A 20,837-nucleotide genomic window follows, 5' to 3' on the forward strand; every position below is an offset into this window, starting at 1 on the left:
TTGATTTACTCAAACGGTTTTAAAAATATCTTGGTTTTATTCAATACATTTTCAGCTCGCTTGAGTGCAAGTATGAAAATGATGATGATGTAATTGAATAAAAATCATGTGTCGTTTTGTTCTTTACAAAGATTGTAAATTTAAATCTACAAATCCAAATCAATTTCAATTTTTATGAAAAATTTAAATTATTGATTTCCTAAAATTATAGGCATTCCGCTTTCACCAGAACCAATAATAACTACTTTACTGTTAGGTGATTCTGCTAATTTATTTGTCGCTTCAATACCTTTATCTTGCAAAATTTTATCTGTTAAAGAAGCACTTAAAATTTTATTAGCATCTGCTTTACCTTGTGCTTCAATAATTTGTCTCTCGGCTTCTTTTTCTGCAGTAACTAGTCTAAATTCATATTCTAAAGACTCTTGTTCTTGCTTTAATTTACGCTCAATAGCGTCTTTAATTGTTGGTGGTAAGGTTACATCTCGCACTAAAACTTCATCTAAAACAATGTATTGATCATCTACAATTTTTTTAGTTTCTTCGAAAATTTCACGTTGAATAGCATCACGTTTACTAGAATATAATTGTTCTGGCGTGTAACGACCAACAACACTACGTGCAGCAGAACGAATTGTTGGTAAAATGATACGTTGTAAGTAATTCTCACCGATTTCTTGGTGTAATTTACCTAAATTACGCTCGTCTGGTTTGTACCAAGCCGATGCATCTAACTGAATATCTAATCCGTTAGAAGACAGTACTTTCATTTTTTCAAAAATTTCTTGTCTACGAACTTCATAAACATACACTTTGTTCCAAGGTGCAACAATATGAAAACCTTCACCTAAAGGTGGTTGATCTGTAACAACTCCGCCATCAAAGGTTTTATATAAAACGCCAGCTTCACCAGAACCGATAGTAACAGCAGATTTTGCGATGATAATTATTAGTAGAACGATACCAATTAAAATTGGCAGTCCTATTTTAGGTAATTTGTCCATTTTAGTTTGTTTTTATATTAGTCCGTTGTACTTTCTGATAAACCACTCAGCAAACAAGCTTAAAGCGATTAAGCCAAGTAGATATTTCCAGTCTATCAAAGGTACGATATTTTTAGTGCTTTTCTGAATTGTAGAATATCGCTTATCTGAGAGGAGATTCTCAATTAAATCATCAGTTTCACTACTGAAATAAGACTTTCCTGAACTATTATTAGCTAGAGATTTTAATTTTGAAATATCAGCATTTAGAAATTGTTGTTCAACATTGTATTCTAAAACCTGAAATTGACCTAAGGCAGATACAGCTTCTGAAGCATGCTTAACTGTAAAATTATACTCGCCAGCTTTTATACCGCTGAGATCAACTGTGTAATTTCCATTATTTAATAGCAAAGGTACTTCTCTTACACTATCATCTTCCGTATTTTTTAAAGTGATACTTAAAGAAGCACTATTATCAAACTCATAATTCTTGTTGAAATATTGCGCTGAAATGATAACATCATCATTGCCATTATAGAATGATTTGTAATCGATGTTTATTCGTGTGCGCTTTTTATTAGAACTTAAGTATTGAATAAGTTTCCCAATAAAATTATCAAAATCACTGAAGCTTTCCGTATCTAAATATGATTGTGCGCGCCAACGCCATATACCTTCACCACTTAGTAAGGCGTGTTTTGTATTTTCAAACTCTATTGTAGAAAGCAAAGACTGATCCGTAGTAATGCCATTTACAGTTTTATAAAGAATAACATCAGCAGGCACTAAAAATTCTGTTTTTCCAAATTCAGATTTTAAGGGTGGATAATTATTAAAATCTAAATTATCAACGATAAAAGTGTTGTAGTTCTTGTTTAAATTAGGTTGAAAATTTTCAGTTTGATTTGTTATGGTCTGCTTAAAATAGCCTTGAGAATTATTGAGTAAATTCCAATTTGTTATTGGTCCAGAGATTGTAAATGTATTCAGCTTTTGAGCTTTAATTTCTTGAAGAACTCTATTAAAGCCATTATTCGGCTGATACAAAATAACCAATTGAAAATCATTTATTTTATCAAAATATTCTTTTGGATTTAAAATAGTAACGCTTCGCTGTTCATTACTTTCAATTGACTTTTTTAAAGCGCCTAAATCTGGATGTAATTTATCTGAAACTAAGGCTATATTTGTCTTTTGATCGATGACCTCTACTCCAAAATTTTTGGTATTGTTAACTTTATTTTTCTCATCTTCTAGGGGCACCAATTCTACACGAAACGTTTTTACACCAACTGAGTTTGCGGTTAAAGTAGTTGAGACAATTTCCGAAGTTTTTGCGTCATCAAACTGAATAGTTTTTCTGAAAACCATATTGCTTCCTGACCAAATCTTCAATTCAGTATTTACAGCTTCCGTACCATTATAGTTTGTAATAATTTCAACAGGAAAGTCATTCTTTAAAAAGGCGTAACGATTAACATTAAGCTGTTTAATGCTTAAATCTGAATACACTGTTGAGTCTCCTAAAATAATTGGATATATAGGCTGATTTACGGAATTATACACATAACTATAATCAGAACCATAGGTTTGATTACCATCGGTAACAAGGATTATTGGAGCTGTTTCATCTTTAAAAACTTCACCAAATTGCTTTAAAGCTTGCGAAATATTAGATTGACGTTCCGTAAAACTTAAACTATCTAAATTGTTTACAGACTTGCCAAAACTGTATTCTTGAATATTAAAACGTTCCTTGAGTTCTGAACTTGAATCAATAGATTTTAGAATGCTATTAACACCTGCATCTTGTTCCAAATACGAAACCGATTCTGAATTATCTACCGCAACAACTAGAGTGGGTTTTTCGTTGTAATAAGTATTGGATTGGAATTTAGGATTAATCAGCAATAATAAGATTCCAAATACAGCAATAAACCTTAACGCTACTAATATATACTTAAGATTAGATTTTAATTTCGATTTATATAAATACTGAAACAGCGCTAATAAAAGCGCTGTTATTGCAGCAATGGTTATATATAAAATCGTTTCTGTTTGCAATTATCTTTTTAATGCTTTTTTTATACAAGAATTAATATCCTTAACATGCCTTGCTTTCATATTATATGAAGATAACATTCCTGCAACATAATTTCTGTAAATGATTTCACCCGTTTTTGAGTTTATAATATGTATGAATTTTTGTGAATTCACTCTTACAAAACGGAGGTAATAAAATTCTTCTCCATTAAGAATCCTTCTATCTATCTCATTTTCATCTTGAAACTCAAACTTATAATTATAGTTTTCAAAAGTATCTTGAAATTCATCTTTATCTTCTTTGGCTTTCATTTTCCAAGGGTTGTACTTTATCAAGTGATAATTTGGAATATAAAGTGTTTCGTTAGCTAATTTTTTTAGTTCAGGTAAAAAATCATTATCATACATCCAATATTCTTCACCAGTCCCTATTTGATTATTTACCTTTTGAAAATAATTTTTTAAAAACCCTGATTTATAATTATAAAACACATCTCTAGTATAAATACTATCCATTATAACGGAAGTTTCTGAAGTTAATGCCGTAGCAAGAAAAGTGTCTTTTGGAAACAAATCAACTCTAGCTATATTTTCTCTATTAGAACTTATCGCATTATTGAGTTTTCTTTCATATTTTTTTTTGCTTTTATCTAACTTACTTATATCTTTCTTTAAACCCTCACTGTCAAGCATAAAGAAGTTTACATAAACATAAATATAGTCTACAACAGCACCTGATTTCATCTGTTTTTGCTTATGATAACCTTCTAAATTTGCAAATGAATAGTTACCATCTAAGTAATCCAACAAATTAAAATCTTCTCGGCTAATCAACTTGTATGGAGTTATATCCCATGAATCACTCAACAACTTTTTATAAGTAGCTGTATCAATTATATCTGATAAAACAAAAATTGTTTCGGTACCTTTAAATTTATCTAAACGATCTTTAGGAAATTTCTTTTGCTTACCAATATGGGTTGGCCCTACACTTACTTGTCCATTAATAGATATAGTTAATAAAAATAAGCATATAAAAACTAGGTTTATTTTTAGTTTCATTTTATTTTTTTATTGATTAATAGCTTACTGTATTTTAATGGATTTTATGTTAACATTCCACCATCAACATTCAGGGTTTGTCCAGTTACATAGGCACTAAGATCACTTGCTAAATACACACAAGCGTTAGCTATATCTTCTGGAGTACCACCACGTTTTAATGGTATTGCAGCTCTCCAACCTTTTACAGTTTCTTCATCTAGTTTTGCTGTCATTTCAGTTTCTATAAAACCTGGTGCAATGACGTTACTTCTTATATTACGAGAACCCAATTCTAAAGCTACTGACTTAGAAAAGCCTATAATACCTGCTTTTGAAGCTGCATAATTGGTCTGACCAGCATTACCCTTAACACCAACTACAGAGCTCATATTAATGATTGAGCCTTTACGTTGCTTTAACATAGTACGCTGTACAGCTTTAGTCATGTTGAATACGGATTTAAGATTCACTTCAATAACTTTATCGAAATCTTCTTCTCCCATACGCATTAATAGATTATCTTTTGTAATACCAGCGTTATTCACCAAAATATCTATTGAACCAAATTCAGCAACAACATCTTCAGCTAACTTTTGAGCTTCATCAAAACTAGCAGCATTACTTTGGTAGCCTTTAGCTTTTACTCCTTTGTCATTAAGTTCTTTTTCTAATTCATTTGCAGCCTCAACAGACGAACTGTACGTAAAAGCTATGTTTGCTCCATGATCTGCAAAAACTTCAGCAATGCCTTTACCAATTCCTCTACTTGCTCCAGTAATGATTGCTGTTTTACCTTCTAAAAGTTTCATAAATTATTTTTTCGATTAGTTAGTTCCTACCCTAACTCATAAAGGAAGGAAAGTGTTTATATAATGTCAAATATACCAATTACAAGTTGCATGAAATATAAAAACCTCACAAGATTTTGTAAGGTTTTTAACAGTTTATACCAAACTTGGTTTAGTATTTAAATATTTTGATTAGCCTAAAACTTCAGCTACTTTTTTACCAATTTCAGCAGGAGAATCAACAACGTGGATACCACATTCTCTCATAATTTTCTTTTTAGCTTGGGCTGTATCATCACTACCACCTACAATAGCTCCAGCATGTCCCATAGTACGACCAGCAGGTGCAGTTTCACCAGCAATAAAACCTATGATTGGTTTTTTACTTCCGCTTTCTTTGTACCATTTAGCAGCATCAGCTTCTAATTGACCACCTATTTCACCAATCATTACAACAGCTTCAGTTTCTGGATCATTAATTAAAAGCTCAACAGCTTCTTTTGTAGTTGTACCAATGATTGGATCTCCTCCAATACCAATTGCAGTAGTAATACCTAAACCTTGCTTCACAACTTGATCCGCTGCTTCGTAAGTTAACGTACCAGATTTTGAAACAATACCTACTTTACCTTCTTTAAAAACAAAACCAGGCATAATACCTACCTTAGCTTCACCTGGAGTAATAACACCCGGACAGTTAGGACCAATTAAACGACAATCTCTGTTTTTGATATAATCTGCAGCTTTAATCATATCTGCAACAGGAATACCTTCTGTAATAGTAATAATTACTTTTATACCTGCATCAGCAGCTTCCATAATCGCATCAGCAGCAAATGCTGGTGGTACAAAAATGATAGTTGTATCAGCCCCAGCTTGTTCTACAGCTTCAGAAACTGTGTTAAAAACTGGTTTTCCTAAGTGAGTTTGACCTCCTTTTCCTGGAGTAACACCACCAACCACATTGGTACCATATTCAATCATTTGTTCAGCGTGAAAAGTTCCTTCACTACCTGTAAAACCTTGTACAATTATGTTTGAATTTTTATTAACTAAAACGCTCATTAGATATTTCTGTTTTTAAGTTTTATTAATTTGTTATGCAAAAATAAGAGTTTTGAAATGTAAAACCGACCTCTTTTTTATGTTTTTCTACGACTTGATTATTATTTTTTGTTTTTCAACTTTTCGAGGATTTCAGGTATCATTTTTATAGAAGCAATCTCCTTGTATTTAGATCTAAAATCATCAGCTGGAACACCGAAATAGCTCTTTCCCCCTTCTAAAGATTTACTCACACCTGCTTTGGCAGAAATCACCGCTTTTTTACCGATAGTAATTCCGCTAGTAATACCAACTTGTCCCCAAATGGTAACTTCATCCTCAATCACTACACAACCTGCAATACCAACTTGTGAGGCAATTAAGCATTTTTTACCAATAACTGTATCGTGACCTACCTGAACCTGATTATCGATCTTAGTTCCTTCTTTAATTGTTGTATCCGCAGTAACTCCGTTGTCTATTGTGCAAAGTGCACCAATATCAACATTGTTTTCTATAACTACTCTACCACCTGATTTTAACTGATCGAAACCTTCAGGTCTATTTTTATAATAAAAAGCACTCGCACCTAAAACTGTTCCAGCATGGATAATAACATTATCTCCTATGATGGCATTATCATAAATACTAACATTGGAATGAATAATACAATTCTTTCCTATTGTTACATTATTACCTATAAAACAGTTGGGCTGAATGACGGTACCTTCACCAATTTTAGCTTCTTCTGCTATAGCCAAATTAGACGGCTTAAATGGCTGGAAGTGATTAGTCAATTTATTGAAATCTCTAAAGGGATCATCTGAAATTAATAAAGCTTTCCCTTCTGGACATTCAACTTCTTTATTAATTAAAACAATAGTTGCAGCAGATTGTAGTGCTTTATCATAATACTTTGGATGATCTACAAAGACAATGTCTCCTGGCTCTACGACATGAATTTCATTCATGCCTAAAACAGGAAAATTATCATTACCAACATAATCCGTTTGGATTATTCCGGCTATCTCTTTTAATGAATATTCTCTAGGAAATTTCATAAAAACCTTTTATTTATTGATTAATTTAAAAGTTCCATTTATATATTCAAAAGAATTTTCATATTTATCAAGCTTATCATTTACAGTCCAATTCATTAACATAAAAATATCTTTTTCCCCTTCCACAAATGCAATAATATAAACCACTTCAATATCATCTACTTTCCCAAATATTTTTATTTGCCTTGCTGGCTTATCATTAATGGATGATAAGCCATAATCCTGGAAAATAGGATTTGTTAAAGACTCTGTAAACATATTTTTCTGAGCGTTCTTATAGTTTTCAATTACAGGTAATTCATCATTATAATCACCAAACTCTTTGAATAACTCAACATACTCATTTTTGTCTTCTTGAATAACTACAAAATAAGTTTCCTTATAAATATTACCATATTGCAAAACCGCGTCTGAATTTAATTGATTCATGGGTTTCATATAAATCGGTAAATCTACATGGAATACACTATCCAAACTTACCTTTTCATAATTATGAGCTGAAGTAGATACTGGCTGATTATTGATTTGTTCACTAGCTGCTTTTCCTGCTTCAGAAATTAACTCAACACAAGATGTAGCTACTAAAGCTAACAAAACAACTAGAAGAATTTTTCTCATAAAACTACTCCTTGATACGCTCTTTATAAGTTCCTTTTTCGGTTTCAACTTTTATTTTATCACCTTCATTTATAAATAAAGGCACATTAACTTCAGCACCAGTCTCAACCGTAGCTGGTTTTGTAGCATTTGTAGCTGTGTTACCTTTAACACCAGGTTCTGTATGCGTTACTTCTAAAATTACAGTTGCAGGCATGTCAACCGATAAAGGCATGTTATCCTCTGTATTAATCTGAATAGTTACAATTTCACCTTCTTTTAATAAATCGGGTCTATCTAAAGCTGATTCTAGTAATCGTATTTGAGTGTAGTCTGCCTCATTCATAAAATGGTAGAATTCACCATCATTGTATAAATATTGAAATTTATGCGTTTCAACACGAACATCATCAATTTTATGACCTGCTGAAAACGTGTTATCTATTACTTTTCCTGTGGTTACACTTTTTAATTTAGTTCTAACGAATGCAGGACCCTTTCCTGGTTTTACATGAAGGAATTCAATGATTTTATAAATATCGTGATTGTATCTAATACATAGTCCGTTTCTAATATCTGATGTACTTGCCATTATAATTTATAAGTTGTTAATTTTAGTTTGATTTAAAGTAGCCTTTCATAATACCTCGATGTGAATTCTTTATAAACTGTAAAATCTCATCGCGTTCTGGAGTGGCTTCCATTTCTGCTTCAATTAAATCTGAAGCTTGTGTATTGTTATAATTTTTTTGATACAGTATTCTGTAAATATCCTGTATTTCTCTAATTTTTTCTGAAGAATACCCTCTTCGTCTCAATCCTACAGAATTGATTCCTACATAAGATAAAGGCTCACGAGCAGCTTTAACATATGGTGGTACATCTTTACGCACTAAAGAACCACCTGTTACAAAAGCATGGTTTCCTATAGAACAAAATTGATGTACGGCAGTCATTCCTGCTAAAACAACATAATCGCCTACTGTAATATGTCCAGCTAACGTACTGTTGTTTGAAAAAATACAGTTATCACCCACAATACAATCGTGTGCAATATGGCAATAAGCCATTATAAGACAATTGTTACCAATTACGGTTTTCATCTTATCTGCCGTACCACGATTTATAGTAACACACTCTCGAATGGTAACATTATCACCTATCTCAACGGTTGTTTCTTCGTCGTTATATTTTAAATCTTGAGGAACTGCCGATATTACTGCACCTGGAAAAATGTTACAATTTTTCCCAATACGAGCACCTTCCATGATAGTAACATTACTGCCAATCCAAGTACCCTCACCTATCTTTACATTGTTATGTATTGTTGTAAAAGGCTCTATTACGACATTCTTAGCGATTTTTGCACCAGGATGTACATATGCTAAAGGTTGGTTCATTTTATTTTACTTTTGAAATTTGAGCCATTAATTCGGCTTCTGCGCATAATTTTCCATTGGCATATGCATAGCCTTGCATGTGACAGATCCCTCTTCTAATAGGAGTAATCAATTCACACTTAAAAATTAAAGTGTCACCAGGAACAACTTTTTGTTTGAACTTAACATTATCCATTTTCATGAAGAACGTTAAGTAATTTTCAGGATCTGGAACAGTACTTAATACTAAGATACCACCAGTTTGCGCCATGGCTTCAACAATTAGCACACCCGGCATTACTGGAGCTCCAGGAAAATGTCCTTTGAAGAATTCTTCATTCATTGTGACATTTTTCAAACCAATAACATAACTTTCAGTAAGTTCAAAAACTTTGTCTAAAAGTAAGAATGGCTGTCTATGTGGTAACATGTTCATGATTTGATTCACGTCCATTAAAGGTTCAGAATTCAAATCGACTTGAGGCACATTATTACGTCTTTCGTTCTTTATAATTTTGGACATCTTTTTTGCAAACTGAGTGTTTACAAAATGCCCTGGTTTGTTAGCAATGACTTTGCCTCTAATACGAGTACCAATTAATGCTAAATCACCAATAACATCTAATAATTTGTGCCTTGCAGCTTCATTAGGATAATGCAGTGTAAGATTATCCAAAATACCATTAGGCTTAACAGTAATTTTATCTTTATTGAATGCGACACTAAGCTTTTCCATTGTTTCAGGCGATAATTCCTTATCGACATAAACTATGGCATTATTTAAGTCACCTCCTTTTATCAGACCATGCTCTAAAAGCATTTCTATTTCATGGAGGAAACTAAATGTTCTTGCATTTGCTATATCAGATTTAAAATCCGAAATTTTATTTAATGTTGCATTTTGAGTCCCTAAAACTTTTGTTCCAAAATCTACCATTGTAGTAATTTGGTATGAACTTGAAGGCATTAATATAATTTCGCTACCAGAGGCTTCATCTGAATAAGAAACTACTTCAGTAACTTCATATTCTTCTCTACAAGCTTCTTGCTCAACAATTCCTGCTTCCTCTAAAGCTTCCACAAAAAACTTTGAAGAACCATCCATAATTGGTGGTTCAGAAGCATTAAGTTCTATTATAACGTTATCTATATCCAAGCCAACCAAAGCTGCTAAAACATGTTCACATGTCTGAATAACAACTCCGTTTCTCTCTAAACAAGTTCCCCTTTGCGTGTTAGTAACATAGTTGGCATCAGCTTCAATTTTTGGGTGTCCTTCTAAATCGACACGCTCAAAAAGGAATCCTGAATTTTCAGCTCCAGGTTTAAAAACCAATTTAACATTTGCACCTGTATGAAGTCCTACTCCTTCAAGTGTAACTTCTTTTTCAATGGTCTTTTGCTTTATATCTGTTTTAATTATTGCCATCTACTTTTTTTTCTAATTCATTTATAGTTTTTGCAAGCTTCGGTAAGTTTTTGAAAAGCACATAAGACTTATTCCAGTCGGTATAACCAAAAGATGGTGAACCTTGCAAAACTTCGTTATCCTTTATGTTTCTTCCAATTCCGGATTGCGCTTGCACTTTTACATTGTTACCTATAGTAATGTGACCAACGATTCCTACTTGACCTCCAATAATACAGTTGCTGCCTATTTTAGTTGATCCTGCAACTCCTGTTTGAGCTGCTATAACAGTGTTTTTTCCTATTTCAACATTGTGTGCAATCTGAATTTGATTGTCTAGTTTTACACCATAACGAATTACGGTAGAACCCATTGTGGCTCTATCTATTGTAGTACCAGCTCCAACATCGACATTGTCTTCTAAAATTACATTTCCTATTTGTGGAACTTTTGAATACTCACCCTTTTCATTTGGAGCAAAACCAAAACCATCTGCTCCTATAATAGCTCCAGAGTTGATCACACAATTATTACCAATAACACAATCGGAATAAATTTTTCCGCCTGCAAAGATGATACAATCGTCACCAATTGTAACATTCTCACCAATGTATGAATTCGGGAAAATCTTAACATTATTCCCTATAGTTACATTATCTCCTATATAAGTAAATGCACCTACATAAATATTTTCACCCAATTTTGCAGTATCGGAAATAAAGCTTGGTTGCTCTATTCCTGACTTATTACTCATTTTAAATTGGTTGTAATATTCTAATAGTTTTGTAAAAGACCTGTAAGCGTCTTCTACTTTTATAAGTGTTGTACTTATTGGGTTTTCGGGTTTAAAGTCTTCATTAACAATAGTAACCGAAGCCTCTGTAGTATAAATGTATTGCGTGTATTTAGGATTTGCTAAAAAAGTTAAAGATCCTTCGCTTCCTTCTTCTATTTTGGATAGTGTAGAAACTTCCACGTTGGGATCACCATCAACAGTTCCTTCTAAAATACCTGCGATTTGTTCTGCTGTAAATTTCAATTAATTGATTTATTTGTCTGTTGGTTCAGCAAAAATAGAAAAAATGTATTACAATTTCTTCTTAGGATAGCACTTATAATATTTGGTTACAGGTTTACTTAGTGCTTTTAGGTTAACTTGATCTGAAGCTTTAACTATATCCTTTACTTTTCCTGACTTTAGAAGAATATTGATATTCTGCTTTTTACTCTTATAAGCTTGATTGGTAATTTCACCTTTAAAAACAAAATACTCTGCTTCTTCTCTAGTTAGATTATACTCGTCAACTAAAGCATTGATATGCTCTGTAAGTTCCGCTTGTTTAATATCTTTATTTTTCAACTTTATTTTGAGTAAATCTCTATCGAGAATCATTTCGCAAAGATTACTTAACACAAAATCATTATGATTTTGCCAATTCTTCATTGCTGAAACAATATCATAATCGTCCAATTTAGAGAATATGCTTAAAGTTTCACCATCAAAAGATGCTCTATCAATATTAGAATTTAAAAAATACGACAAAGCTTCACTTGCATTGAGATCAACTCCTCCCGAAACCAAATCTTTAGCTCGCTTTAAAATTCTTGTTAAAAGTTGTTCGGCCGCTAAGCTTGTTTTATGTAAATATACTTGCCAATACATAAAGCGTCTAGCAACTAAAAACTTCTCTACACTATAAATTCCTTTTTCTTCCACAACCAACTCATCTTCAACCACATTAAGCATCGTAATTAAACGTTCACTATTAATGTTTCCTTCAGCAACACCTGTGTAAAAACTGTCTCTTTTCAGATAGTCTGCTCTATCCATATCGAGTTGACTTGAAATTAATTGACACATGAATTTCCGATGGTATTCACCTTTAAAAATTGAGATTGCTAACGTTAAACTTCCGTTAAACTCATTATTGAGTTCTTCCATAAAACGCAGTGAAATTTCCTCGTGAGAAATATCATTTACTATACTATGCTCCATGGCATGAGAAAAAGGCCCATGTCCAATATCGTGCAATAAAATAGCGATTAGCAAACCGTTTTCTTCATCTTCCGAAATCGCAACTCCTTTAAAACGAAGTACATTTATAGCTTTTTGCATTAAATGCATACAGCCAAGCGCATGATGAAAACGTGTATGATGCGCGCCTGGATACACCAAATAAGATAAACCCATTTGGGTAATTCTACGTAACCTCTGAAAGTATTTGTGTTGAATAATGTCAAAAATTAGTGAATTTGGAATGGTAATAAATCCGTAAATTGGATCGTTAAATATTTTGAGCTTATTATTAGTAGGCAAAATGTATAAAAATCAATAGTTAAAAGACAAATATACCACAACATGATAAATATTCTTTGGGTAGACGACGAAATAGATTTACTAAAACCTCATATTCTCTTTTTAGAGCAAAAACAATATATAGTTACTAAATGCCAAAGCGGTACAGAAGCACTAGAAGTTATAGACGAAACGAACTTTGATATTGTGTTTTTAGATGAAAACATGCCTGGACTCACAGGATTGGAAACTTTAAATGAAATAAAAGAAAAACGACCAAACCTTCCTGTGGTAATGATTACCAAAAGTGAAGAAGAATATATTATGGAGGAAGCAATCGGTAATAAAATTGCTGATTATTTAATTAAGCCTGTTAACCCTAACCAAATATTACTAAGTTTAAAGAAGAACTTAGACCATTCTCGTTTAGTCTCAGAAAAGACGACATCTAATTACCAACAAGAGTTTAGAAAAATAGCCATGGATTTATCTATGGTAAATTCTTATCAGGAATGGGTAGATCTTTATCAAAAGTTAATTTATTGGGAACTTCAGCTTGAGGATATAGAAGACGTTGGAATGACTGATATCCTTGAATCTCAAAAAACCGAAGCTAATCTACAATTTGGCAAATTTATTGAGAAAAATTACGAAGATTGGTTTCAGTCAAATACTGAAGCACCTGTTATGTCACATACTTTATTTAAGGATAAAGTTGTGCCAGAACTAAGTGATAAACAACCAACGCTTTTAGTTGTCATCGATAATTTACGTTATGACCAATGGAAAGCTTTTGAGCCTATCGTTAACAATTATTACAAGAAAGCTTCAGAACTTTCATTCTTCAGCATTTTACCAACAGCTACACAGTATGCGCGTAATGCTATATTCTCTGGTTTAATGCCATCAGACATGGAAAAACTTTATCCTCAATATTGGAAAAACGATATAGATGAAGGAGGAAAAAACCTTCACGAGGATGATTTTCTAAGAGAACAGTTGAAGCGTTTAGGACTAACACATCTAAAGTATGAGTATCATAAAATTACCAATTTAAAATCAGGAAAGAAACTTGTAGAAAACTTTAGAGCATTAAAAGAAAACGATTTAAGTGTAGTTGTGTATAATTTTGTGGACATGCTATCACATTCTAAAACTGAGATGGAAGTTGTTAAAGAATTAGCCTCTAACGATAAAGCTTATCGCTCGTTGACTTTAAGCTGGTTTAAAAACTCTCCATTATTAGAAATGATACAACTTTCTCAACAATTAGGTTTTAAACTCATAATGACTACAGATCATGGTACTATTAATGTTAAAGCACCTTCTAAAGTTATAGGCGATAGAGATACTAGTTTGAATTTACGCTATAAAACAGGTCGTAGCCTCACCTATCAAGACAAAGATGTTTTGGCGGTAAAAGATCCAAAATCTATTCATTTACCTTCATTAAGTATGAGTAGCTCGTTTATTTTTGCTAAAGGGGATTTGTTCTTAGCTTATCCTAATAATTTTAATCACTATGTCAGTTACTACCGAAATACGTATCAACACGGTGGTGTTTCTTTGGAAGAAATGATTATTCCTTTTGTGATTTTAGAACCAAAATAACAAATCTTCCATAAAGGATAATATCTGTAAAAAGCAAAAAAAATCGACGAAATACATAAATTTCTAGGATTTTCAATATTTTATTCCTAACATTGCATCAAATTTAATTGATAGTGAATACTATAGAATTTGAATATCAACTCAATGAAATTGATAGCATTGCAACTAAAGTTTTAGAGCATTTAGTTTCTAAAACCGTGCTTTTCAATGGGGAAATGGGTGCTGGAAAAACAACTTTCATAAATGCTTTACTAAAAGCTTTAGGAAGTGATGATGTAGCTTCTAGTCCGACATTCTCCATTGTTAATGAATATGAGCTGACAAATGATAAGGTTTTTCATTTTGATTTCTATAGGATTGAAGATATTGAAGAAGCTTATAATTTTGGTGTTGAAGATTATTTTAACAGTAATAATTGGCTTTTTATTGAATGGCCTGAGCGTGTTGAAGAATTACTACCTGATGATAACCAGACAATAAGCATCACTAATATTAATAATGAGAAAAGATCCCTCAAATTAACTATAAAGACTAAACATTTAACCGAAAATAAAGCTATGACAGAAACAAAATTTTAGTTTAAATTTTGACTATATTCCTTTAAGATAGTATGCTAATTACGGGAAAACCGTAATTATAAACTCATAATTTCTAGGATTTTAACATTATTACATTTTAGCACTATTACTCTACACTGTAATTTTGTAGTAATTAATTAATTAAATCCCTTTAAATTATGAAAGCTAAAAAACTAGTACTAGCGATTGCTATCTTCGGCGGAATGTTATTCACTGCTCAAGCAACTAACATTATTGACTTAGATGGCCAAACTACAACACAAGTTGACAAAAGAAAACTTAAAATCCCAACACACGGATAAGAAATCTTATAATCGAAAGATTTTAATGGGGAGTATCATAGCTACAGTTATAGCTGGTACTCCTTTTTTATTCTATATCTACGAATATGTGCCTGACACTCCTAAATGGGAAACTATATTTGGAACATATAATAGTAATTTATATGGAAGTGCAAATGTAGGCGTCTGGGTTTTAATGATGAAAGTTATACCCTTATTACTTTCTCTCATATGGTTTTTTACTTGTAAGCATTGGTGGTATCATGTTTTAATAATCCCTATTGCTATGTTTTCTTTTCAGTGCTTAAGTGCATTAAATGATGATATAGTTTATATGGACGAACTTCATATTATTTGGCTTTTACCTTTTATGGCTATCGTTTTCCCTTCAATATATCTAATTAGAGCTAGAATGTTCAATAAAATAAACGATGCAGATAAAACTATGGAAGAATTAGAAGAAGAGTTTATGATAAAACCAAAAACCTTTTGGGGTAAGATTAAACAGTACTTTTAATTATTATATTCCTCTCTATTAAAGCATTTATTGTTTGAAGTAGAATAATTTTAGTAATTCATTTAGGCTTTCACTATATTGCAATTACTTTAAACTAACCTTCAATGAGTAAATCTTTATCTCCATTTACCAAAGCCCAACTATTACCTCAAGAAGAGACCTTAGAAATTTTTAAACGAAAAGGGGAGCTTTTTATTGGTATCCCTAAAGAAACTCATTTTCAAGAAAAAAGAGTTTGCTTAACTCCAGATGCTGTTTCTGCTTTAACAGCAAATGGTCATCGTGTTTTATTAGAATCTGGTGCTGGAGAAGGTGCTAATTTCAATGATAAAGACTATAGCGAAGCTGGTGCAGAAGTCACCAAGGATACGGCAAAGGTCTACTCCTGCCCTATGATACTAAAAGTAGAACCACCTTCCTTAGATGAAATTAGTTTAATAAATCCTCAGACAATTTTAATATCTGCCTTACAGATTAAAACTCAGAGTAAAGCTTATTTTGAAGCTTTAGCCAAAAAAAGAATCACTGCTTTAGCTTTTGAATATATTAAAGATGAAGATGGTGCTTACCCAGCAGTGAGGTCACTTAGTGAAATTGCAGGCACAGCTTCTATTTTAATCGCTTCTGAGTTACTATCTAATGTTAATGGTGGTAATGGATTAATGATGGGAAACATCAATGGTGTTCCTCCTACCGAGGTTTTAATTCTAGGTGCTGGCACAGTAGGTGAATTCGCTGCTAGATCAGCTATTGGTTTAGGTGCAAATGTTAAGGTTTTTGATAGTTCAATTACTAAACTACGCTGTATTCAGAATAATTTAGGACGTACAATTTACACCTCTACAATGCAACCAAAAAACCTACTAAAAGCCTTAAAAAGATGTGATGTTGCTATTGGTGCTGTTAGAGGCACTAATCGTTCTCCTATTGTAGTTACTGAAACTATGGTAGACAACATGAAAAAAGGCTCAGTAGTCATAGATGTAAGCATTGATATGGGAGGTTGTTTTGAAACCAGTGAAATAACCACTCATGACCATCCTACTTTTGAACACAACGGAGTACTCCATTATTGTGTTCCGAATATTCCTGCGCGTTACTCTAGAACAGCTTCAGTTTCCATAAGTAATATTTTCACACCTTATTTACTAGAAATTGGTGAACATGGTGGTTTAGAAAATGCGCTTAGATTTGATAGAGGATTAAAAAATGGGTTGTATTTTTACCACGGCATCTTAACTAATAAATCAGTTTCCGAATGGTATGGTTTAGATTACAATGATGTCAACCTATTAATCTTTTAAAATTATTCAATGAAGTTTATTCATCGACTTGGCTATTATCTTGGAGGATTTGCCATAGGTCTTATAATTCTTATGTTTTTTCTTAACGGCAAAGATGCTTCGTGTGATTATGGCCCAAATGCTAGAACAGTTAAAAACATCAGTTCTAAACCACTCTCTTATTCTGAAAGTGCCTCTACTTTTATTCAAAAAAACACACTAGATTCTTTAACTGTAGTTAACTTAATAAAGTACGGAACAGTTGATTTTTCAAAAAGTAATATTGATCTAGACTCTTGTAAAATATATATTATAGAAAACTCTTATAAAGAGCAAGAGATGGAACTCAAAGTTGAAAATTGCAACTCGCTAGCAAAAATTATAGAAATTGATTTTACGCAAAACTAATATTTATGTATTCTATCGCTAAAATCTCAAATTTATCAATCTAAATTTTAATCTTTGAGGTTAATTATTCAAAACATTAAATAAAAGATAATGAAAGTATTAGTAACTGGTGCCGCAGGCTTTATTGGCTTTTTTGTTTCAAAAATATTAATAAATAAAGGGCATCAAGTAGTAGGCTTAGATAATATAAACGATTATTATGATGTCAACCTTAAATTTTCAAGACTTAAGGAATTAGGAATTGAAAAAGAGTGTGCTAGCGAGTTTAACAAAGTATGCAAAAGTTCATCTAGCTTTTTCTCTTTTGTAAGAATGAACCTTGAAGATCGAGAAAATTTACCTGAATTATTTAAAAACGAAAAGTTTGATATCGTTTGTAATTTAGCTGCACAGGCTGGAGTTAGATATAGTTTAGAAAATCCCGAAACTTATATTGATTCTAATTTGGTTGGATTTCTAAATATTCTTGAATGCTGTAGAAACTTTGAAATTAAACATTTAGTGTATGCTAGTAGTTCTAGCGTATATGGTTTAAATAAAAAAGTACCTTTCTCTACTGACGACAATGTTGATCACCCAATAAGCTTGTACGCTGCTACAAAGAAAAGTAATGAGTTAATGGCTCATACTTACAGTCATTTGTTTAATGTTCCAACAACAGGCTTACGATTCTTTACAGTTTATGGCCCTTGGGGAAGACCAGATATGGCTATGTTTTTGTTTACTGATGCTATTGTTAATGACAGACCTATAAAAGTATTTAATCACGGAAAAATGGAGCGTGACTTTACTTATATAGATGATATTGTAGAAGGTGTTGTGAGAATTATTGAAAAGCCAGCAATATCTCGTGTTGAAAACAAAGAACTTTATAAAGTATATAATATAGGGAATAATAATTCCGTAAAACTTCTAGATTTTATAAAGGAAATAGAAAAAAATCTAAATAAGGAAGCTGATAAAAATATGATGGATATACAACCTGGTGATGTTGAAAGAACCTGGGCTGATGTAGATCAATTAATAGCAGATTATGACTACAGGCCTAATACATCTATAGCAAGAGGAGTAAAAGCTTTTGTAGATTGGTATAGAGAATATTATAAATAAATAAATAATTGATAATGGATTTTATCGTAAAAACTTGTCGTTAATATAATAATTTAGAGTAAGCGAATAATTTCTTACAAATTTGAAATCTAAATAAATAAACCTGAATCTAATAAACTTAGAAACATGAAAATAAATAAAATTTGTTGTATTGGTGCTGGATATGTTGGTGGCCCAACTATGGCAGTAATAGCAAAGAAAAACCCTGAAATCCAAGTAACTATTGTAGATATAAATGAAGAACGCATTGCCGCTTGGAATGATGAGGATGTATCAAATTTACCAATTTATGAGCCTGGATTAGCGGAAATAGTAGAAGAAACAAGAGGAAAAAATCTTTTTTTCTCTACTGAAATAAACAAGGCTATTGATGAGGCAGAAATGATTTTCATATCTGTAAACACCCCAACTAAAACTTATGGTAAGGGAAAAGGTATGGCTGCAGATTTAAAATATGTTGAATTATGTGCTAGAAATATAGCAGAAGTAGCAACTACAGATAAAATTGTTGTAGAAAAGTCTACTTTACCTGTAAGAACAGCTCAGGCTATAAAAAGTATATTACACAATACAGGAAGCGATGTTAACTTTAGTATTTTATCTAACCCTGAATTTTTAGCTGAAGGAACAGCTATTGAGGACTTATTAAGTCCTGATAGAGTTTTAATAGGTGGTGAATCTGAAGACGCTATTGAAAGCCTGGCAAATATCTATGGAAGTTGGGTACCACAAGACAGAATATTAAGAACCAACGTTTGGTCTTCTGAGTTATCTAAACTAACAGCTAACGCTTTCTTAGCGCAGAGAATTTCGTCTATTAACGCAATTTCAGAATTATGTGAGCATACAGAAGCTAATGTTAATGAAGTTGCTAGAGCAATTGGTATGGATTCTAGAATAGGACCTAAATTCCTTAATGCATCAATTGGTTTTGGAGGATCTTGTTTTCAAAAAGACATACTCAACCTTGTCTATATTGCCAGAAGTTATGGTCTTAACCAAGTAGCTGATTATTGGGAACAAGTTATTATTCTTAACGATCATCAAAAACGCAGATTCTCTGATAACTTAATCAGTACATTATACAACACCGTTTCAGGGAAAAAAATTGCGATGCTAGGATGGGCTTTCAAAAAAGACACAAACGATACAAGAGAATCTGCTGCAATTTATGTAGCTGATCATTTACTAAGTGAACAAGCTAATATTGCAGTGTACGATCCTAAAGTATCAGACAAAAAAGTTCAAAATGACCTAAATTACTTAAACACTAGAACTTCTGAAGAAAACAGGGATCTTGTTACATCATATAGTGATCCTTATGAAGCTGTAAAAGATGCTCATGCTATTGCTATAATGACTGAATGGGATGAATTTAAAACTTACGATTGGAAAAAGATTTATGAGTCTATGAAGAAACCTGCATTTATCTTTGACGGTAGAAATATCTTGAATAAAGAAGAAATGAATGATATAGGTTTTGAATACTCTTCAATTGGAAAATAGAGTTTTATAAATAGAGTTTTATGTTACGAAGAGACTTGAGCCATATGAATCTGCTTAGAGCCGTTGGTATTACTTTGGTTGTTTTAAGGCATTCTTTTTCTCCATATAGAAATAGTTGGGATGTTAGTAAATATTATAAATATAATATTATAGCTGATTGCTTAGGGCAATATATCTCAACAATCTCTATGCCTCTTTTTGTTTTTATTTCTGGATATATATACTACTATTTGAGAAATAATTATGGAAAGTATGGGAACTATAAAACTTTACTCAAAAAGAAATCAAGACGCTTAATTGTACCCTATCTAATATTATCACCAATATATATCTATTTTTTAATTGATTATAGTTCTCTAAAGTCCTTTTTATTTTATATGTGGTCTGGAGCCGGACATCTGTGGTTTCTCTTAATGATGTTTTTCATGTTCATCATATATTATAAATTTGAAAAGTATTTATGTAAACATTATACATTAAGTATCTTAATTGGTATTATATTATATCTACTAGCATTACCCTTAAGTTATATTAACCTTCAGCCCCTATCTTTGGTTTGTAAATATTATATTTTTTTCCAAGTAGGTAATCTTTTTAATAAATACTCTTCTATAATTTTAATTTATTTGAAGGGAAAAGTGCTATATATTTTTTTATTACACCTAATTCTTTTTTCTTTTTATTTTTTTCTGATAAACTTTTTTCAAAACAAGTATATTTTGTTTGCAATTAACAAGACACAACTTGTATTGAGCTTATTAGCATTATGCTTTATTTATGGATTTTTAAATATACTAATTGTTAAATATGATTCTTTACTAAGTAAAGCAAAACCAATCATCTCATATGTAAATAATAATAGTTATTATTTATACCTGATACATGAACCTTTACTTA

General features: G+C 31.8%; 19 protein-coding genes. 7 read left to right on the forward strand and 12 right to left on the reverse strand.

Annotation, left to right across the window (positions count from 1 at the left end):
- Window positions 1–188: 188 nt before the first annotated feature.
- The 12 genes from QGM60_RS14310 to QGM60_RS14365 all read right to left on the reverse strand — a co-directional run bounded on the left by QGM60_RS14310 (window position 189) and on the right by QGM60_RS14365 (window position 12,667).
- Entirely contained in the window at window positions 189–1,004 is an 816-nt protein-coding gene (locus tag QGM60_RS14310) for a prohibitin family protein (RefSeq protein WP_281140932.1), read from the reverse strand.
- A 12-nt stretch (window positions 1,005–1,016) separates the two neighbouring features.
- Complete coding sequence (locus QGM60_RS14315) at window positions 1,017–3,050, reverse strand: VWA domain-containing protein (RefSeq protein ID WP_281140933.1); 2,034 nt, start codon at window positions 3,048–3,050, stop codon at window positions 1,017–1,019.
- On the reverse strand, window positions 3,051–4,091 hold the full coding sequence (locus QGM60_RS14320) for a hypothetical protein (protein WP_281140934.1): 1,041 nt from the start codon (window positions 4,089–4,091) through the stop codon (window positions 3,051–3,053).
- Window positions 4,092–4,135: 44 nt separating this feature from the next.
- Window positions 4,136–4,882 (reverse strand): 3-oxoacyl-[acyl-carrier-protein] reductase, encoded by a 747-nt coding sequence (gene fabG / locus QGM60_RS14325; protein WP_281140935.1) that lies wholly within the window; start codon window positions 4,880–4,882, stop codon window positions 4,136–4,138.
- Between the two features lie 171 nt (window positions 4,883–5,053).
- On the reverse strand, window positions 5,054–5,926 hold the full coding sequence (gene sucD / locus QGM60_RS14330; protein ID WP_281140936.1) for a succinate--CoA ligase subunit alpha: 873 nt from the start codon (window positions 5,924–5,926) through the stop codon (window positions 5,054–5,056).
- 101 nt (window positions 5,927–6,027) lie between these two features.
- Window positions 6,028–6,966, reverse strand: a complete 939-nt coding sequence (locus QGM60_RS14335) for a UDP-3-O-(3-hydroxymyristoyl)glucosamine N-acyltransferase (RefSeq protein ID WP_281140937.1) — start codon at window positions 6,964–6,966, stop codon at window positions 6,028–6,030.
- Window positions 6,967–6,975: 9 nt separating this feature from the next.
- Window positions 6,976–7,584, reverse strand: coding sequence for a hypothetical protein (locus QGM60_RS14340; RefSeq protein ID WP_281140938.1), 609 nt, complete (start codon window positions 7,582–7,584; stop codon window positions 6,976–6,978).
- 4 nt (window positions 7,585–7,588) lie between these two features.
- Window positions 7,589–8,155, reverse strand: a complete 567-nt coding sequence (efp, locus tag QGM60_RS14345) for an elongation factor P (RefSeq protein ID WP_281140939.1) — start codon at window positions 8,153–8,155, stop codon at window positions 7,589–7,591.
- 22 nt (window positions 8,156–8,177) lie between these two features.
- Window positions 8,178–8,963 carry an acyl-ACP--UDP-N-acetylglucosamine O-acyltransferase gene (gene lpxA, locus QGM60_RS14350; protein WP_281140940.1) on the reverse strand — a complete coding sequence of 262 codons (786 nt, stop codon included), beginning with the start codon at window positions 8,961–8,963 and terminating at the stop codon, window positions 8,178–8,180.
- A gap of 1 nt (window position 8,964) precedes the next feature.
- Entirely contained in the window at window positions 8,965–10,371 is a 1,407-nt protein-coding gene (locus QGM60_RS14355; protein WP_281140941.1) for a bifunctional UDP-3-O-[3-hydroxymyristoyl] N-acetylglucosamine deacetylase/3-hydroxyacyl-ACP dehydratase, read from the reverse strand.
- Complete coding sequence (gene lpxD / locus QGM60_RS14360) at window positions 10,358–11,389, reverse strand: UDP-3-O-(3-hydroxymyristoyl)glucosamine N-acyltransferase (RefSeq protein WP_281140942.1); 1,032 nt, start codon at window positions 11,387–11,389, stop codon at window positions 10,358–10,360. Before lpxD ends, QGM60_RS14355 begins: the two co-directional genes overlap by 14 nt.
- Before the next feature lie 48 nt (window positions 11,390–11,437).
- Window positions 11,438–12,667, reverse strand: a complete 1,230-nt coding sequence (locus tag QGM60_RS14365; protein WP_281140943.1) for an HD domain-containing protein — start codon at window positions 12,665–12,667, stop codon at window positions 11,438–11,440.
- A gap of 42 nt (window positions 12,668–12,709) precedes the next feature.
- On the opposite strand from QGM60_RS14365, the gene QGM60_RS14370 reads away from it, so the two are divergent.
- The 7 genes from QGM60_RS14370 (at window position 12,710) to QGM60_RS14400 (ending at window position 19,940) form a co-directional block, all read left to right on the forward strand.
- Window positions 12,710–14,257, forward strand: coding sequence for a bifunctional response regulator/alkaline phosphatase family protein (locus QGM60_RS14370; RefSeq protein WP_281140944.1), 1,548 nt, complete (start codon window positions 12,710–12,712; stop codon window positions 14,255–14,257).
- A 122-nt stretch (window positions 14,258–14,379) separates the two neighbouring features.
- Window positions 14,380–14,835: a tRNA (adenosine(37)-N6)-threonylcarbamoyltransferase complex ATPase subunit type 1 TsaE gene (gene tsaE, locus QGM60_RS14375; protein WP_281141070.1), complete on the forward strand. Its 456-nt coding sequence runs from the start codon at window positions 14,380–14,382 to the stop codon at window positions 14,833–14,835.
- A gap of 243 nt (window positions 14,836–15,078) precedes the next feature.
- A complete protein-coding gene (locus QGM60_RS14380) occupies window positions 15,079–15,633 on the forward strand; it encodes a hypothetical protein (protein ID WP_281140945.1) in 555 nt (184 codons plus the stop codon).
- A gap of 104 nt (window positions 15,634–15,737) precedes the next feature.
- Window positions 15,738–16,937 carry an alanine dehydrogenase gene (locus tag QGM60_RS14385; protein WP_281140946.1) on the forward strand — a complete coding sequence of 400 codons (1,200 nt, stop codon included), beginning with the start codon at window positions 15,738–15,740 and terminating at the stop codon, window positions 16,935–16,937.
- A 9-nt stretch (window positions 16,938–16,946) separates the two neighbouring features.
- Window positions 16,947–17,324 (forward strand): hypothetical protein, encoded by a 378-nt coding sequence (locus tag QGM60_RS14390; protein WP_281140947.1) that lies wholly within the window; start codon window positions 16,947–16,949, stop codon window positions 17,322–17,324.
- Between the two features lie 90 nt (window positions 17,325–17,414).
- On the forward strand, window positions 17,415–18,434 hold the full coding sequence (locus tag QGM60_RS14395; RefSeq protein ID WP_281140948.1) for an NAD-dependent epimerase: 1,020 nt from the start codon (window positions 17,415–17,417) through the stop codon (window positions 18,432–18,434).
- Between the two features lie 126 nt (window positions 18,435–18,560).
- Window positions 18,561–19,940 carry a nucleotide sugar dehydrogenase gene (locus QGM60_RS14400; RefSeq protein WP_281140949.1) on the forward strand — a complete coding sequence of 460 codons (1,380 nt, stop codon included), beginning with the start codon at window positions 18,561–18,563 and terminating at the stop codon, window positions 19,938–19,940.
- Window positions 19,941–20,837 lie beyond the last annotated feature (897 nt).

The organism is Winogradskyella sp. SYSU M77433 (assembly GCF_029911945.1).
GTDB lineage: Bacteria > Bacteroidota > Bacteroidia > Flavobacteriales > Flavobacteriaceae > Winogradskyella.

Bases quoted from the DNA above. Each gene is read 5' to 3' on its own strand.
- QGM60_RS14310 (WP_281140932.1), bottom strand. From the start codon at position 1,004: ATGGACAAATTACCTAAAATAGGACTGCCAATTTTAATTGGTATCGTT.
- QGM60_RS14320 (WP_281140934.1), bottom strand. From the start codon at position 4,091: ATGAAACTAAAAATAAACCTAGTTTTTATATGCTTATTTTTATTAACT.
- fabG (WP_281140935.1), bottom strand. From the start codon at position 4,882: ATGAAACTTTTAGAAGGTAAAACAGCAATCATTACTGGAGCAAGTAGA.
- sucD (WP_281140936.1), bottom strand. From the start codon at position 5,926: ATGAGCGTTTTAGTTAATAAAAATTCAAACATAATTGTACAAGGTTTT.
- QGM60_RS14335 (WP_281140937.1), bottom strand. From the start codon at position 6,966: ATGAAATTTCCTAGAGAATATTCATTAAAAGAGATAGCCGGAATAATC.
- QGM60_RS14340 (WP_281140938.1), bottom strand. From the start codon at position 7,584: ATGAGAAAAATTCTTCTAGTTGTTTTGTTAGCTTTAGTAGCTACATCT.
- efp (WP_281140939.1), bottom strand. From the start codon at position 8,155: ATGGCAAGTACATCAGATATTAGAAACGGACTATGTATTAGATACAAT.
- lpxA (WP_281140940.1), bottom strand. From the start codon at position 8,963: ATGAACCAACCTTTAGCATATGTACATCCTGGTGCAAAAATCGCTAAG.
- QGM60_RS14355 (WP_281140941.1), bottom strand. From the start codon at position 10,371: ATGGCAATAATTAAAACAGATATAAAGCAAAAGACCATTGAAAAAGAA.
- QGM60_RS14370 (WP_281140944.1), top strand. From the start codon at position 12,710: ATGATAAATATTCTTTGGGTAGACGACGAAATAGATTTACTAAAACCT.
- QGM60_RS14380 (WP_281140945.1), top strand. From the start codon at position 15,079: ATGGCCAAACTACAACACAAGTTGACAAAAGAAAACTTAAAATCCCAA.
- QGM60_RS14385 (WP_281140946.1), top strand. From the start codon at position 15,738: ATGAGTAAATCTTTATCTCCATTTACCAAAGCCCAACTATTACCTCAA.
- QGM60_RS14390 (WP_281140947.1), top strand. From the start codon at position 16,947: ATGAAGTTTATTCATCGACTTGGCTATTATCTTGGAGGATTTGCCATA.
- QGM60_RS14395 (WP_281140948.1), top strand. From the start codon at position 17,415: ATGAAAGTATTAGTAACTGGTGCCGCAGGCTTTATTGGCTTTTTTGTT.
- QGM60_RS14400 (WP_281140949.1), top strand. From the start codon at position 18,561: ATGAAAATAAATAAAATTTGTTGTATTGGTGCTGGATATGTTGGTGGC.